3 tRNA genes are annotated in these 339 nt (G+C 49.6%); all 3 read left to right on the top strand.

What is annotated here, in order from left to right:
- The first annotated feature begins 6 nt into the window (after nt 1–6).
- The 3 genes from J9893_RS13980 (at nt 7) to J9893_RS13970 (ending at nt 275) form a co-directional block, all read left to right on the top strand.
- Nucleotides 7–82, top strand: a tRNA-Val gene (locus J9893_RS13980).
- 22 nt (nt 83–104) lie between these two features.
- Nucleotides 105–180, top strand: a tRNA-Lys gene (locus J9893_RS13975).
- A gap of 19 nt (nt 181–199) precedes the next feature.
- Nucleotides 200–275: transfer RNA gene (locus J9893_RS13970), tRNA-Val, on the top strand.
- Nucleotides 276–339: the final 64 nt, after the last annotated feature.

Below are 339 nucleotides of genomic sequence, written 5' to 3'. Positions count from 1 at the left end.
ATCCCAGGTCGTTTAGCTCAGCTGGGAGAGCACCTCCCTTACAAGGAGGGGGTCACTGGTTCGAGCCCAGTAACGACCACCATGCTTTAAAAAATGATTTCGATGGGTCGTTAGCTCAGTCGGTAGAGCAGTTGACTTTTAATCAATTGGTCGCTGGTTCGAATCCAGCACGACCCACCATCATTTCAGTCATATCCCAGGTCGTTTAGCTCAGCTGGGAGAGCACCTCCCTTACAAGGAGGGGGTCACTGGTTCGAGCCCAGTAACGACCACCATGCTTTAAAAAATGATTTCGATGGGTCGTTAGCTCAGTCGGTAGAGCAGTTGACTTTTAATCAA

It is taken from the genome of Aeromonas sp. MaB10011B, from assembly GCF_017939325.1.
In the GTDB taxonomy this organism is placed as follows: Bacteria; Pseudomonadota; Gammaproteobacteria; order Enterobacterales; family Aeromonadaceae; genus Aeromonas; species Aeromonas caviae.
The sequence above is the reverse complement of the archived record's forward strand: the minus strand, read 5'-3'. Positions and strand labels throughout refer to the sequence as shown.